At 67.9% G+C, this 13,357-nt stretch carries 9 protein-coding genes; 2 read left to right on the top strand and 7 right to left on the bottom strand.

The window, feature by feature from the left end:
* Positions 1–117 precede the first annotated feature (117 nt).
* On the bottom strand, positions 118–963 hold the full coding sequence (locus tag ACIBK2_RS38215; RefSeq protein ID WP_396974827.1) for a sensor histidine kinase: 846 nt from the start codon (positions 961–963) through the stop codon (positions 118–120).
* Positions 964–1,127: 164 nt separating this feature from the next.
* Between ACIBK2_RS38215 and ACIBK2_RS38210 the strand changes: the two genes are divergently transcribed.
* Complete coding sequence (locus ACIBK2_RS38210; RefSeq protein ID WP_396974825.1) at positions 1,128–1,799, top strand: TetR/AcrR family transcriptional regulator; 672 nt, start codon at positions 1,128–1,130, stop codon at positions 1,797–1,799.
* An 86-nt stretch (positions 1,800–1,885) separates the two neighbouring features.
* Here ACIBK2_RS38210 and ACIBK2_RS38205 read toward each other — a convergent pair whose 3' ends face one another.
* From ACIBK2_RS38205 to ACIBK2_RS38190, 4 genes are all read right to left on the bottom strand, one after another.
* Positions 1,886–2,680 carry a class I SAM-dependent methyltransferase gene (locus ACIBK2_RS38205; RefSeq protein ID WP_396974823.1) on the bottom strand — a complete coding sequence of 265 codons (795 nt, stop codon included), beginning with the start codon at positions 2,678–2,680 and terminating at the stop codon, positions 1,886–1,888.
* Between the two features lie 49 nt (positions 2,681–2,729).
* Entirely contained in the window at positions 2,730–4,226 is a 1,497-nt protein-coding gene (locus ACIBK2_RS38200) for an MFS transporter (protein WP_396974822.1), read from the bottom strand.
* A 590-nt stretch (positions 4,227–4,816) separates the two neighbouring features.
* Positions 4,817–5,089 (bottom strand): hypothetical protein, encoded by a 273-nt coding sequence (locus ACIBK2_RS38195; RefSeq protein ID WP_396974821.1) that lies wholly within the window; start codon positions 5,087–5,089, stop codon positions 4,817–4,819.
* A gap of 177 nt (positions 5,090–5,266) precedes the next feature.
* A complete protein-coding gene (locus ACIBK2_RS38190; protein ID WP_396974820.1) occupies positions 5,267–6,001 on the bottom strand; it encodes an SDR family oxidoreductase in 735 nt (244 codons plus the stop codon).
* Between the two features lie 316 nt (positions 6,002–6,317).
* Between ACIBK2_RS38190 and ACIBK2_RS38185 the strand changes: the two genes are divergently transcribed.
* Positions 6,318–7,511 carry a macrolide family glycosyltransferase gene (locus ACIBK2_RS38185; RefSeq protein WP_396974818.1) on the top strand — a complete coding sequence of 398 codons (1,194 nt, stop codon included), beginning with the start codon at positions 6,318–6,320 and terminating at the stop codon, positions 7,509–7,511.
* Positions 7,512–7,575: 64 nt separating this feature from the next.
* Here ACIBK2_RS38185 and ACIBK2_RS38180 read toward each other — a convergent pair whose 3' ends face one another.
* Complete coding sequence (locus tag ACIBK2_RS38180) at positions 7,576–7,827, bottom strand: acyl carrier protein (protein ID WP_396974816.1); 252 nt, start codon at positions 7,825–7,827, stop codon at positions 7,576–7,578.
* 164 nt (positions 7,828–7,991) lie between these two features.
* Complete coding sequence (locus tag ACIBK2_RS38175) at positions 7,992–13,343, bottom strand: SDR family NAD(P)-dependent oxidoreductase (RefSeq protein WP_396974814.1); 5,352 nt, start codon at positions 13,341–13,343, stop codon at positions 7,992–7,994.
* Positions 13,344–13,357 lie beyond the last annotated feature (14 nt).

Raw genomic sequence — 13,357 nt, 5'->3', positions numbered from 1 at the left:
TGCGGAAATTCGATGCCGGTCGGGATCTTGAATTCGGCGAGTGGATCGGAATGCGGTCGAGATGGCCGTCCGGCCCTTATAGCGGTAGGTGGTCATTTCGTCCAGATCGGCACACGGTCATTGGCTGCTTCCCAGTGTTCTTTCTGATGTCCGGCGGACGTGCTCGACCACCGGCGTTTCGGGGGTGCGGGGCAATTCGATGATGAAGGTTGCGCCGGCCCCAACGGGGCTTTCGACCCAGACCGTGCCGCGATGCGCGGTGATGACCGCTTGCACGATGGACAATCCGAGTCCGGGGCCGCCGTCAGCGCGGCTGCGAGCAGTGTCGACGCGGTAGAAGCGGTCGAAGACCCGTTCGGCCGCCCCTGCCGGTACTCCGGGTCCGGAATCGGCCACCTCGATCCGCACTCGGTCGGTCGCGGCAGTCAGCCGTATCGAGACGGCTGAGTCGGGTGGGGTGTGGGTGATGGCGTTGTCGACGAGGTTCGTCAGCGCCTGCCGGAGCCTGGGTCGATCACAAATGATCTCGAAACCTCCATCGCCATCGATGTCGCCATCGATGGCGATGTCGATGTCGATGGCGATGTCGATGGCGATGTCGATGTCGATGGCGATGTCGATGGCGATGTCGTATTGCAGTGCGCCACTGCGAAAGCCAAGTGCCTGCGCGTCGTGGACAACCTCCCTGAGCAGGTGACGCAGGTCGACTGGGCGGCCCTCGAACCGCGGCTGGATGTCCAACCGTGCCAGCGCCAGCAGATCCTCGACAAGGTGGGTCATCCGCAGCGCCTCGCTCTCGATCCGCGCCATCAGCAACTCGCCGTCGGCCTGCCCACCGTGACTGTAGAGCTCGGCGCAGCCACGGATGACGGTCAACGGAGTGCGCAGTTCGTGGCTGGCGTCGGCGACGAACTGCCGTATCCGCTCCTCGGATGTCTTGTTCTGAATCGTCTTGTTCTGCATCAATACCTCCTCGGCTCTGGTGTCGTTGCTTGCGATCGCGACCGTCGACAGTGCTGGTCATCGTCGCCTCACGGGCCCGCACTAAACGGATATCTGATATCCGATTAACAAACGGTAGCACCTAAGCGGATTGAAGGCATCCGCTTACTGATACTCTCGAGCCTGTGAAACCCGTCACGAACAGCGACAAGTCGCCGCGACCAGAGCGAATGCGGGCCGACGCGGCACGCAACCAGCAGCGGATACTTACCGCCGCGGCCGAGATGTACGCCGAGCGCGGGCTCGAGGTCCACCTCAACCAGGTCGCCGAGCACGCCGGTGTCGGCGTCGGCACCGTGTACCGGCGCTACACCAACAAGCGGCAGCTGATCGCCGACGTCTACGAACAGGACATCCGGCGGCTCGTGGAAAAGGCGGAATCGACACTCCAGCATCAAGATCCGTGGATCGGCCTGGTCGAGTTCTTCGAGTACTCGTGCGGCAACATCGCTACCAACCGCGGACTCGGCGAAGTCCTCCGGGCCGGGGACGACTACAGCTCCATCACGGCCGCACTGCGCGAGCGGGTCGAGCCCGCCGTCGGCCGGGTGATCGACCGCGCCCGCGCCGCAGGAGTGCTGCGGCCCAGCGTCGAACCCGTCGACTTCTTCATCCTGATCAACATCGTCGACACGGTTGTCGATCTCACCCGCTCGGCCGATCCGACCGCCTGGCACCGATACTTCGAGATCATGCTCGATGGCCTGCGCGCCGATGCCCGCCCACGGCACCGCCTCACCACTCCAGCACTGACCCCCGACCAGATCCGCAACACCAAGTTCGCGGGCTCCGGGTAAAGGCTCCACTCGCACCACATTCGGTTGTACGAATGGCATAGCCGAACATCACTCCCTGGTCGTGACGTTCAGTGCTCGGCGAACGACTACGGTGTCGGCTCGACCCGGCGGGCGACCAGTTGCTGGATTTTCAAGACGCCGCCAAGGTCTTCGAGTTCGAGTTCGATGTGAATGTTCGGGTCTGCGTGAGCGGCCAGAGCGCGCAGCGCCGAGGGGCTGTAAGCGCGAAGTTGGCTGATCCATGCGTCGTGGGCGATAGGGATGACGGTGCCCAGGATGGCCGCGGCGGGGGTGAGCACGGCCAGCAACGGTGCCGGCAGCCGTCTCAGGTCGACGATGAACAGTGTCTTTGCGGCGCGGGTGCCTTCGGCGATCATCGCGGCGGCCTGGCGCGGTGGCAGATGGTGAAATGCCATGACGAATATGGCGAGGTCGTAGTGCTGGTCGGGCGCATCGATGGCGAGAGCGTCCATGACACGGACCGTGGCGCGGGGGTGTGTGCCGAGGTCACCGGCGGCCATATCGGTCACCGAGATCGGTTCGATATCGGTGACGGTGAGATGGGCGTGCGGATGGAGCTCGAGCAGTCTGCGCGACAGACCGCCGTGCGCGGCGCCCAACTCCAGGATCCGCGGTTCGGCGATGTCTGCGACCTGGGCCAACGCCTGCTTCTCGGATAGGTCGTCGAGCCCGTGCCTGCTACTCATTCTGTGCAGTGAGCGCACGACTGCTCGTTTTTTGGACGCCAGGCGCGGGTCGTCGCGGTCCAGATATTCCAGGCGTGTGGTTTGGAGTTTGCGGTCCAGCCAGCCGGCGTCGAAACCGGCGCGCGGCATCGAGTCGATCGAGTCGGCACAGATTGTGCTGGTGTGGGTTGTCATGGGGTTCCTTGTCTTCGGGTGTGGATATCGGTTGGTCGATCGGCAGTCGTCATAGCGAGAGGAGCGGTTCGCCGTCGGTAGCAGCGGGGATCTTGTGGGGCATCAAGACCGCGACGATGACCGCGCCCACGGCAAGGAATCCCGCCGCCCACCAGAAGGTGGTGATGTAGCTTTCGACCTGCGACTGCGCCGCCGCCGTCGCGGTCGACACCCGCCCGGCCAGATAGTTGCTCGCGGTACTCGCCGCGAAAGTGGACAACAGCGCGGTGCCGATCGAGCCACCGATCTGCTGAGAGGTGTTGACCATCGCCGACGCGACACCCGCATCGTCACGGTCGATTCCGGCGGTCGCGGCCTGGAACGAGACCGTCATCACCGCACCCAACCCGAAACCGATCAACACCAACCCCGGCAGAACGTGGGTGGCGTAGCTGGTGTGCGGTCCGATCTGGGTCAGCGACACCAACCCGACCGCGCCGATCAACAGCCCACCAGCGACGCTGACCTTGGCACCGATCCTCGGGAACACCGACGACCCGACCGTCGCCGAGACCACCAACGCCACCACCAACGGCAGGATCGCCACACCGGTATGCAACGGCGAATAACCCAGGATCTGCTCGAGGTAATAGGTGAGGAACAAGAAGATGGCGAACAACCCGACGGACAAGAAGAACACCGCGAGGTAGGCGCTTCCGCGGGTGCGGTCGAGCACCACCCGCAACGGCAGCAGCGGATTCTCGACCCGGGTCTGCAAGACCACGAACGCGGCCAGCAACACCACGCCGACGGCCAGGAATGCGAGGGTGACGGTGTTCGACCAGCCGTCGGTCTGGGCATGCGCGAACCCATACACGACGCTGAACAATCCGGCGGTCGCGGTCACCGTGCCACTCAGGTCGAGGCCGACTTTGCGGTCGGCGGTGTGGCGGCCCAGCAGCACGGCGGCGCCTACCAGTGCGATCGCGGCGAACACGATGTTGATGTACAGCGCCCAACGCCACGACGCCCATTCGGTCAGCGCCCCGCCCAGCAGCAGACCGATCGCGGCGCCCGCACCGGCGATCGCTCCGTAGACGCCGAACGCCTTGGTCCGTTCCGGACGACCCGCGAAAGTAACCGTCAGCAACGACAACGCCGCTGGCGCCAACAACGCACCGAACACACCCTGCGCCACCCGAGCACCGATCAACTGCTCACCACTGGACGCAGCCCCACCCACCGCCGAGGCCAACGCGAAACCAACAAGCCCGATCATGAATACCGCACGGCGACCGAACATGTCACTCAACCGCCCACCCAGCAACAACAGACTGCCGAACGCCAAGGTGTACCCGGTCACCACCCACTGGCGATCCGCAGTCCCGAACCCCAGATCCTGCTGCGCATACGGCAACGCGATATTCACGACCGTCGCATCGAGCACCACCATCAGCTGCGCGATACACAACGTCGCGAGCACCCACCAGCGCTTACTACTCGAGGCCCGGGGACTGCCCGGATCGACGAGGTCGATATCCGACTGCTTCTCGACAGTGCTGGTCATGGTCACCTCACAGGAGTTAGGTAAACGGATATGGTCAATCCACTTATCGAACGGTAGCACTCAAGCGGATATTGTTCATCCACTTACCGCGCTTCAAAGTAAGTGAAACCTGCCACAAACAGCCACAAGCCGACGTGACCTGGGCGAATGCAGCCGACGCGGCGCGCAATCGGCACTGGTACCCGCCGCAGCGACCAAATCCGCGGCGACCGGGTCGCCGGTGTGTGCGGTGACGTCCTGTGGCGCCGGCGTGGCGCAGAATCCGATCGCAGAACCGGGCCGGGCCGGGCCGCGATCGTGTCGGCGCTGGATGCGGTGGTGCAAACCGGATTGCCAGGGGCCCAGATCGTCGTCACCGAGCGGGGCCGGGACTGGACGGCGTCCGCAGGAGTCGGTGACCTGGCCACCGGTGCGCGCTTTCCGGACAACGGCTACCTCCGGATCGGTAGCAACACCTGCTCAGTCGTGCTTGCGGCAGCGACAGCACCTCGTCCGCGTGGCCGGGTAGCGCATGGAACGAAGACTCGAAAACTGTTGACGCGATCTACGGGCGAGCGCGGCGCACGATCGCGGAAGTGGCCGTGGCGGTGTCAGTACGCCGAGGTCTGCTGCGGGCGGGTGCTTCCGGCCGCCAGGAACGGGAGGAAGCGGGAGAGGAAATCGTCGACGCCGGGGAGGGCCAGGATGCGGGTTACCGCGGCGCAGACGGTGATCAGTTGTGCGACGGCGGGGATGGTGTCGACGCCGCCTGCGACCGCGACGACGGGGATGAGCGAGGCGAGGGCGACCAGGATGGCGAAGACCGTGCGGGCGGTGGCCTGCCAGGGGTGAGCGACCTGGGTTGGGATGGCGATGTCGGACATGGTGAATCTCCTTGTGTACTTTTACCTTCCGATGTTGCGGAGGGGCTTTGGCGGCGGGACAGCTGCCTTCGGCGCAGCCGGGGCCTGCCTGCGGCGTACCCGTCGATCCAGGATGGCGGCTCCGGGCGCGGCCGGATACCGACTGTTCCGGGGCGTAGAACGGGTGCAGCCGTTCCGTCAGAGGTTGGGGCCGATCGCCAGACGGCTGATGGTCGTATCGACGGGCAATTCGAGCACGAAGGTGACCGCTTCGGCGACGCGGCTGGGTGGGATGAGCCATGGCTTGTTGTGACCGTCTGCCACCGACATGCCCGCGTTCACATAGAGGTTCGTGTCCATGCCGCCGGGGAAGATCGTTGTCACCCGTAGTGGCGTGCCTTTGGCTACGCCTTCGATGGCTTTCGAGTACCCGGTCAGCGCGCCTTTGGTTGCGGCATAGACTCTTTCGCTCGCGCCGGTTCCGGTGTGCAGCGGATCTCCGGCGGACGAGTTGATGAAAATGATCTGACCGGTTTCGCGACACAGGAGGTTGTGCGCCAGGGCGGCGTCGGTGATGTTGATCGTGCCATTGATATTGACCGCGATAGCGAGCGAAGCGCGGCCGGGGTCGGCCGCCTCGATGGCGTCGTTGGTGAAAACTCCCGCATTGTTCACCAGGGCCGAAATACCGCCGGAATTCCCGGCCGCGATCGCCACCATCGTGGCGGCGACCTGCCCACGATCAGCGATATCACAGACGAACGTCGCACAGTGCTGTTCGCCCAGCTCGCGCCGCGCGGCCCGCAGCGCGGCCGCATCGATGTCGATCAGGATTGCCGAGGCGCCGCGGCGAACACAGCAGCGGGCGATCTCCAGCCCGAGGCCTTGACCGCCGCCGGTGATGACGATGCGCCTGGCCAGCAGCGAACCCATAATTCGGCCCCTCCGCACAGCGTTGTGTGATGCGCATCGATTGTGGCACAGACATACTCGGCGCTCAATAAACGGTTTATGGCAGCGGTCGGTTCACTGCGACACTCCTCCAGCAAAGTGAGTTATTGGCTTTTCAGCATGCAATGCTCGATAGGTCCCCTGTTTCGAGATGACTAGGGGTGCGTCGACGCAGATTAGGGGGACCGACTCGCGGTGGTCGCGGACTATAAATGTAGTGCGGAGCGATTCGGGGCCGGGCCGCTGTTCTCCCTGGTTCAGATGTAACTTTCAGATTGTAATTAGAGGGGTATTCGGCATGTCGCATTTCCTATTCATGAGCCTTGCGGATCGCGGCCATGTGTTCCCGCAATTGGCGGTGGCAACCGAGCTGATCCGCAAAGGCCACCGCGTCACCTGTGCGACAGGGGAATCCATGGCCGAACTGGTCCAGCAGGCCGGGGCGACAATGCTGCCGTGCGCGTCCCGGTTCGACAAGACGGACCTGTACGAACTGATCACCGCGACGGACGTGTCGCTCATGCTCGACGCGATGCTCGACGACAGCGTCGAGATGTTCAACGAGGTACGGGCACGGTTCGACGACGAGCGGCCGGACCTGCTCGTCTACGACGCGTACTCCTTCCAGGTCGGCCGGGTACTGGACCACGTGTGGGGAATTCCCACGGTCGAATGGGCGCCGACGCTGGTCTCGAACGAGCACTGGTCCTACCCGGACGCCATTCTGGCCATGGACAGCACGGCCGATCTCGACACGAGCGGCTTCGAGGCGCTCTACGGGCGGATCTTCGCGCTGCTGACCGACCACGGCATCGAGGACCCGATGCGAACGCTGAACACGCCGCACGACCGCACCCTGGTGCCTATTCCGCAGGCCTTCCAGGTGGCCGGGGAGACCTTCGACCAGCGGTTCGCGTTCGTCGGTCCCTGCCTCGGCGAACGCGCGTCCCTCGCGGAGTGGACGCCACCGTCGTCCGGGCTGCCGACCGTGCTGGTGTCGTTCGGCACGGTCTTCAACCGGCAGCCCGAATTCTTCCGGACGGTGGTGCGCGCGTTCACCGGCGTCCCGTGGCATGTCGTGATCACGACGGGCGGCGGATTCGACACCGCCGAACTCGGCCCGCTGCCCGCGAACATCGAAGTCCACCAGTGGATTTCGCATCTCTCGGTGCTCGAGCACGCCCAGGTGTTCGTGACCCACGGCGGCATGGGCAGCATGATGGAGGCGCTGCACGAGGGCCGCCCGATGGTCGTCATCCCGCAGGATCGCAGCTCGCGCCCGGTCGCGCGGCAGGTCGGCGAACTGGGGCTCGGGCGGGTCATGCAGCCGGCCGAGGTCACGGCGCAGACCCTGCGGGACGCGGTGCTCGAAGTCGCCGCCAGCAGGCAGATCGATGAATCGGTGCGGACGATGCAGCGGCAGGTGCGCGAGGCGGGCGGTGCGGTCCGGGCCGCCGAACATCTGGAGAACTACCTCGCCGGCCGGCGCTGACCTGCTCGACGAACGGGGCTCCGCGCACAGTGTGCGCGGAGCCCCGTGCCGCGGTATCGGCCGATCAAGACGCCAGGCGACCATCGGCGCCGGACAGCGTCGACCATAAAGTGCCGGGGGTGGCGAAGTTGTTCATATCGAGCATGTCGTCCCGGAATCGCACCTGATAGGCGTTTTCCAGGGACGCCAGCAATTCCACCGCGTTCAGCGAGTCGAGACCGAGATCACGGAGATCGCTGTCCATGGCGAGTTCCGCGTCGGTCAATAGAAACGGTAGATAACTGCGCAACATCTTTTCGAATTCCAGGTCCCACACGGTGATACAACTCCTAACAGCTCGCGCTACCTCGGCGACTATCTCGCGAGTGTGCGGCCAGTGCTCGAGCACATCGTGACCTTCGCTGGTCACTGCGCATGAATTCAATATCTAAGATTGCGATGATCGCCGATTCAGCGGAACCCCTACGGCCCCCTAATCGCTCAGTCCGACCCCTCCAGTTCGCGATCGAGGATGCCGAACAGCTCGGCCGCGCTCACCGACTGCAGGGCAGCATGCTCGTCGACGCCCGGCTCGGCGGGCCGCCCCGTGTTCCAGCGGGTCACCAGCGCGCGCAGTCCGGCCGCGACCCGTGCGTGCTCCGCCTCGTCCGACGTGCTCGGCAGCGCGGCTTCCAGGGCAGACTTCAGTGCCGCCAGCGCGTGGTCGAGCGGTCCGTCCTCGGCCGGGACGAGCGCCGCCGCCAGCTGGTCCGCCACGGCGGCGGGTGTCGGCGTATCGAAGATCAGCGTCGCGGGCAGCCGCAGACCGGTCGCGGCCGCCAGCCGGTTGCGCAGATCGAGCGCGGTGACGGAGTCGAAGCCGAGCTCCAAGAAGCCGCGCCGGGGCGGGATCTCGGCGGCATCGGCATAGCCGAGCACCGTCGCCGTGTGCCGGAGCACCAGATCCTGCACGGCCCGCGTGCGCTGCGCCGGGGCGAGCCCGGTCAGCGACAACTCGGTCGCCGCGCTCGCCCGGGCCGGCCGCGCGGCCACGGTGCCGAGCAGGCCATGGAAGATCGGCTGCACCGCGGCGCCCTCGCGACGCAGCGCGGGCACGTCGAACCGGGCCGCGAGCACGACCGGGTGGACGCCGGCGACCGCTTGATCGAACAGCCGCAACGCGGCGTCGGTCGGCAGCGCCGCGATGCCGCTGCGCGCCATCCTGGCCAGGTCCGACTCGTCCAGTCCCTCGGTCATCGCGCTGTCCGCGGCCCACAGCCCCCAGGCCACGGAGGTGGCGGGCAGGCCGAGGGCGCGCCGATACCCGGCGAGCCCGTCCAGGAACGCGTTGGCCGCGGCATAGCTGCCCTGACCGGCCGCGCCGAGAGTGCCTGCGACCGAGGAGAACAGGAGGAACGCCGCGAGGTCGAGGTCGCGCGTCAACTCGTGCAGATGCCAGGCCGCAGTGGCCTTGGCCCGCAGCACGGGCGCCACCCTGTCCGGGGTCAGCGCGGTGACGACACCGTCGTCGAGGACACCGGCGAGATGAACCACCGCGGATATCGACGTCTGCGCGGCCAGCAGTGCTGCGAGCGCGTCTCGGTCGGCGACATCGCAGGCCGCGAGCTCCACCTCCGCGCCGAGGGCAGTCAATTCGGCGCCGAGTGCCGCCGCCCCGGCCGCGGCGGGGCCACGACGGCTCACCAGCAACAGCTTGCGCACGCCGTGCTCGCGCACGAGGTGCCGGGCGGTGAGTCGGCCGAGCGCACCGGTGCCGCCGGTCAGCAAGACCGTGCCGTCGCCGAAAGCGCGAGGTGGCGGGGTCGCGACGAATGGCGCCTTCGCGATCCGGGGCACCATCACATCGCCTGTACGCAAGGCTATTTCGGTTTCTCCCGCGCCGAGCGCAGCCGGTATCGCGGGATGATCGGCCACCTCGGATCCGTCGCTGTCCAGATCGATCAGCACGATCCGGCCGGGGTTCTCCAATTGCGCCGAGCGGACCAGACCCCACACCGCCGCCTGCGCCGGATCGAGGGTGTCACCCGGACGGGCAGCCACCGCCCCGCGGGTGACCAGCGCGAGCTGTGCGCTCGAGTGGGTCGACGGGTCGAGCCAGTCCTGCAGCAACCGCAGGGCCGCTGCGGTGGTCGCCACCGGATCGATGGTCGAGGGCAGTCTGCGGAACTCGATATCCGGCACCGGATCGGCTCCCGCCTCCCCCGCCCAGCGTGTCCAGTCGAGGGTTACCAGGGAATCCTGCGGCCGCAGCGCCACCGCCAGGCGGTCGGCGCCGGCCGGTCGGGTGACGATCGAGCCCACCTGCGCGACCGCAACGCCTGCGGAGTCGGCGAGTGCCACGGACACCCGGCCATCGCCGTGCCTGCGAATCCGCACCCGCAGCCGGGCCGCCCCGCCGACCCGGACGCAGACGTCGCGCCACGCGAAAGGCAGTGCCACGCCATCGGTTTCGGCGGCGGCGAGGAGTTCGCCGTGCAGCGCCGCGTCGAGCAGCGCGGGATGCAGCCCGTACCGACCGGCCTCGTCGACCAGGTGGTCCGGCAACGCCACCTCGGCGAAGGTCTCGTCGACGCCGCGCCACAACGCCACCAGCGCGCGATACGCGGGCCCGTACTCGTAGCCCTGCGCGGCCAAGGCCGCATAGGCGTCGGCGACGTCGACCGGGTCGGCGGCCGGTGGCCAATCACCGACCGAAAAGTCTTGCGCGACAGCCTCGGTCGCCAGCGTGCCACTGGCATGACAGGTCCATGGATCGTCCGCCGCCGCGTCCGAAGCGCGCGAGTAGACGGCCACGCTACGCAGGCCCGCCGGATCCGCGACGCCGAGCAGCACCCGCAGATCGACCGAATCCGCCACCGCCAGTGGGGCTTCGATGACCAGTTCGCGCACCGTGTGCGCGCCTACCTCGGCACCGGCCCGCTGCGCCAGTTCCACGAAGACGGTGCCGGGCAGGATGGGGACCCCGAGGATCACATGCTCGGTCAGCCAGGCCGCGTCGAGCGAGGCGAGCCTGCCGGTGAAAACCAGGCCGTCGTCGTTCGGCAGCGGCACCATCGCGCGCAGCGCCGGGTGCTCGACCCGCAGTTGGCCGGCCGGGCTTGGCCCTCGGCCGTAATCGGCACCGCCGCCTGCCTGCTCGGCCGACCAGTAGCGGCGGCGCCGGAAGGCATAGGTGGGCAGATCGATTCGCCGACCGCCGCGGTCGGCGAAGAACGCGGGCCAGGAGACGTCGAGGCCCCGGGTGTACGCGGTGGCCACCGCGGTCACCAGTTGCGTCTCTTCATCGCGATCCCGGCGCAGCGCGGGGACGAACGTCGGGGTCACCCCCGCGGCTTCGGCGCACGCCGCACCCATCACCGTCAGGGTCGCGTCCGGTCCGAGTTCGACGAACGTTTCGACGCCGAGGTCGAACAGGCGGCGCATCGCGTCATCGAACCGAACCGCGCCAGCGGCGTGGCGCACCCAGTGCTCGGGCGACCCGAGTGTGTCGCCGTCTGCCTCGGCGAGCATGGAGACCACCGGGATGTGCGCGGCGCCGGGCGACAGGGTGCTGAGCACCGCCCGGAACTGTTCGAGCATCGGCGCCATCAGCGGCGAATGGAACGCGTGCGACACCCGCAACCTGCTGACCTGCTGACCGGCCGCGCGCAGCCGCTCGGCCAGCGCGAGCACCTCGGCCTCGCGCCCCGAAATCACCACTGCCGCAGGCCCGTTCACGGCGGCGATGCCGACCACGGCGGGCAGATCGGCCAGCGCCGCGGTCACCTCGGCCGCCGACGCGCCGATGGCCACCATCGCGCCGCCGTCGGGCAGCGCCTGCATCAACCGGCCGCGGGCCGCAACCAGCGTGCAGGCGTCGGCCAGCGTGAAGATCCCGGCGACATGCGCCGCGGCGATCTCGCCGATCGAGTGTCCGGCGACGTAATCGGGCCGGATGCCCCACGATCGCAGCAGTCGGAACAGTGCGACCTCGACCGCGAATATCGCGGCCTGGGTGAATTCGGTGCGGTGCAGCTCGGGCGAGTCGCGCCAGACCACGTCGCGCAGAGAGCTACCGAGGTGCCGGTCGAACTCGGCACAAACCTCGTCGAAGGCCGTCGCATAGGCCGGGAAGGCGGCGTACAGCCCGCGCCCCATGCCCGCGCGTTGGGCGCCCTGCCCGGTGAACAGGAACGCAGACCGTCCGCTGCCCGTCGAGCCGAGAATCACGCCGGTGCGATCGCCGGACGCCGACGCGGTCAGTCCGGCGCGGAACTTCGCGCGGCTCACGCCGACGACCGCCGCCCGGTATTCGAACGCGGTCCGCGTGGTCGCCAGGGAAAACCCGACATCCTCCGCGTGCCACCCGGCGTGCTGCCCGTCGTCGATCCACTCCAGCAGCCGGGCCGACTGGGCCGCACGGGCGTCGTCGCTGCGCCCGGATACCAGCCACGGGACAACCCTGTCGCGGCGCGGGGCCGGGCGATCGGCGGCGGGCGCGGCGGCGGGCGCCTGCTCGATGATGACGTGTGCGTTGGTGCCGCTGATCCCGAACGAGGACACCCCGCACCGGCGTGGCCGTCCGTTCTCCGGCCACGGGACCGTCTCGGTGAGCGGCTCGACCGCGCCCACCGACCAATCCACCTGCGGTGTCGGCTCGTTCAGGTGCACGATCCGCGGCAGCACACCGTGCTCGATGGCCTGGACCATCTTGATGATGCCTGCGACACCGGCGGCGGCCTGCGTGTGGCCGAGGTTGGACTTGACCGAGCCGAGCAGCACGGGCGCCAGCCGCGCGGGCCGGTCCCTGCCGTAGGTCGCGAGGAGGGCCTGGGCCTCGATCGGGTCGCCGAGGCGGGTGCCGGTGCCGTGCGCCTCGATCGCGTCGATCTCGGCGGGGTCGAGGCCGGCGGCGGCCAGCGCCCGCCGGATCACCCGTTGCTGCGCGGGACCGTTCGGCGTGGTGAGACCGCTCGACGCGCCGTCGGAGTTGACGGCGCTGCCCGACACCACCGCCAACACCGGGTGCCCGTTCCGTCGCGCCAGCGAAAGCCGTTCCAGCACAAGCATTCCGGCGCCTTCGGCACAGCCGGTGCCGTCCGCCGTCGCGGCGAAGGATTTGCACCGTCCGTCCGCCGCCAGGCCGCGCTGGCCGCTGAAGTAGACGAACATGTCCGGCGTCGTCATCACCGTGACGCCGCCGACCAGGGCGAGCTCACACTCGCCGCCGCGCAGCGCCTGCGCCGCCCAGTGCAGCGCGACCAGCGACGACGAGCAGGCGGTGTCCACGGTGACCGCCGGACCCTCCAGTCCCATGGTGAACGCGATCCGTCCGGTGACGATGCTGCCGTCGCTGGTGCCGGGGCCGTAGTCGTGATACATCGCACCGGCGAACACACCGGTCGCGCTGCCGCGCAACGCCCGCGGATCGATCCCGGCCCGCTCGACGGCCTCCCAGGCGACCTCGAGCAGCAGCCGCTGCTGCGGGTCCATCGCGAGGGCCTCGCGCGGCGCGATGCCGAAGAACTCGGCGTCGAAATCCGCCATGTTCTCGAGGAAGCCGCCCTCGCGCGCCACGCTGTACCCGGGTTTGCCCGGTTCCGGATCGTAGAGTCCGGTGCGGTCCCAGCCGCGGTCGGCCGGGAACGGTGTCACCGCGTCGGCGCCCGCGGCCACCAGCCGCCAGAGGTCCTCCGGCGAGCGGACGCCACCGGGATAGCGGCAGGCCATGCCGATGATCGCGAGTGGCTCGCGGTCGGCGGCAACGGTTTCCGCGTGCCTGCGCCGCAGCTGTTCGTTCTCCAGCATCGTCTTACGCAGGGCTTCGACGACCTGTTCAACCGAGGTCTCCATGAACCACTGGCCTT

Origin of the sequence: Nocardia sp. NPDC050175 (assembly GCF_044459885.1) — a bacterium.
In the GTDB taxonomy this organism is placed as follows: Bacteria; Actinomycetota; Actinomycetes; order Mycobacteriales; family Mycobacteriaceae; genus Nocardia.
Note: the sequence above shows the minus strand (reverse complement) of the source record. Positions and strands in the feature narration are given on the sequence as shown.

What these genes read in the sequence shown, in the direction of transcription:
- ACIBK2_RS38200 (WP_396974822.1), bottom strand. Translation starts at nt 4,226, where the DNA reads ATGACCAGCACTGTCGAGAAGCAGTCGGATATCGACCTCGTCGATCCG.
- ACIBK2_RS38190 (WP_396974820.1), bottom strand. Translation starts at nt 6,001, where the DNA reads ATGGGTTCGCTGCTGGCCAGGCGCATCGTCATCACCGGCGGCGGTCAA.
- ACIBK2_RS38195 (WP_396974821.1), bottom strand. Translation starts at nt 5,089, where the DNA reads ATGTCCGACATCGCCATCCCAACCCAGGTCGCTCACCCCTGGCAGGCC.
- ACIBK2_RS38215 (WP_396974827.1), bottom strand. Translation starts at nt 963, where the DNA reads ATGCAGAACAAGACGATTCAGAACAAGACATCCGAGGAGCGGATACGG.
- ACIBK2_RS38175 (WP_396974814.1), bottom strand. Translation starts at nt 13,343, where the DNA reads ATGGAGACCTCGGTTGAACAGGTCGTCGAAGCCCTGCGTAAGACGATG.
- ACIBK2_RS38185 (WP_396974818.1), top strand. Translation starts at nt 6,318, where the DNA reads ATGTCGCATTTCCTATTCATGAGCCTTGCGGATCGCGGCCATGTGTTC.
- ACIBK2_RS38205 (WP_396974823.1), bottom strand. Translation starts at nt 2,680, where the DNA reads ATGACAACCCACACCAGCACAATCTGTGCCGACTCGATCGACTCGATG.